We start from the raw sequence: 1,500 nt of genomic DNA on the forward strand, positions 1-1,500 counted from the left end.
CGCCCCGATTTCCAGCGATATATAATATCGGGGGCATCCATATCATTTCCCACGAGCAACTCCGGCTTACCATCTCGATCAATATCCGAGAAAGTACTGACAAGGTCTCCCCTTGCGCTCCAGGTAATGCATGTGGCTTAAAATCTCGGCGAGTATTATTGGATGAATGCTTCTTGATGGCCGCATTCTCAATATAATAATTTTGGGAACGGTGCGGATTAAAATGTCTTAAGTCGCCAGCAAACCAGCTACCCAAAGCCATATCAACATCACCATCCTGATCAACATCCTGAAATGCCGCTGACATCACTAGTTGACTGTTTTCAAGCATCAGCTCCTGATAGCGACCTTGATCAAAGCTACCGCCCTGGTTCCAATAGATTCTATTACCAGCACCATAAAACGACACAAACAAGTCAGGATAGCTATCTGCATCCAAATCAACAAAACTGACCAATACTGGGCTTAGTTCACTTCCAAACTCTAGCGTTTTTCGCTTAGCAAAGCGCCCCCCCATATTCTGATAAAGTCGTATGCGGTCGGAATAAGCAATTGCCAGGTCTGGCCATAGATCCTGGTTCGTATCCCCCGTTGCAATACCCCGGCCATAGCTGAAGGGCTCAAATAATTCGACAGCTTTCATCGCAGGCGCACTTTCCAGACCAATAGAAGCGGCTTTAGTCGGCTCAAAGCCAACAACAGAATCATCGCTATTTTGGCCTTTTAAAGCGTAAGACTTAAGCACAAAGTCCCGACCAAGCTCCGACTTAAAATGGTGCGTATCGACTAAATCTAGCCCTTTGGTTTTCGCTAGTAAGGCCTCTACCTCTTCACCTTCACTATGCAACGCTCCCGCAAGCTGATCATGCTGTTCATTTAAATACTGATAGCTCAGATCTGACAATAGCTCTGCTAAATAAGCTTGAATCGCCTCTTCGTTACATCGTGCTTTAAGAGCTGTATTACTAATCAGTGAGCACGCTTCTGAATCACCGACATTGATGCCCTGAAAGTAACGTGAAAAGTCGTCGCATGCCGCTTTAATAACAGGCTCATTCAACTGCGTGCAGAATGACTTATCAGCACCCTGCTCTAGCTTGTGATTGATTAGCAGCGCCTGACATCGCTGCACAGCGACTGAGCTTTCCAAACCTGAACAAGCATTCAAGTCTCCTTGCTGTACTAGCAATATATTCTGACGTATAAGCTTATGTTCATTGAGGCAAAATGCCGTCAAATCTTCTACGGCTCCAGAACCTTCAAGTGAAGCGCATAGCGCATAGCCCGGATAAAGTTCTGTATTTAGCGCTAAGCTCTCAACTAAACACTGGCGCTGACCTTCTTGAGAATTTAAAGACAAGCATGGCGATAAGCTTTGTTGCTCAAGTGTCTTCTCGAAAAAATAGTCATAACGACAGCGCTGCCTATATTGCGTAGGTAAACTATTACACTGATCCACACTTTCGTTTGTTAAGGCGCCTTTCCTGACTTTAAGATAAT

1 protein-coding gene is annotated in these 1,500 nt (G+C 45.1%); it reads right to left on the reverse strand.

The features are described 5' to 3' along the window. Positions 1 to 1,500, reverse strand: a 1,500-nt coding sequence (locus A3756_RS18275) for a VCBS repeat-containing protein (RefSeq protein WP_156490582.1), incomplete at both ends; no start/stop codon positions are given.

The organism is Oleiphilus sp. HI0086, assembly GCF_001635225.1.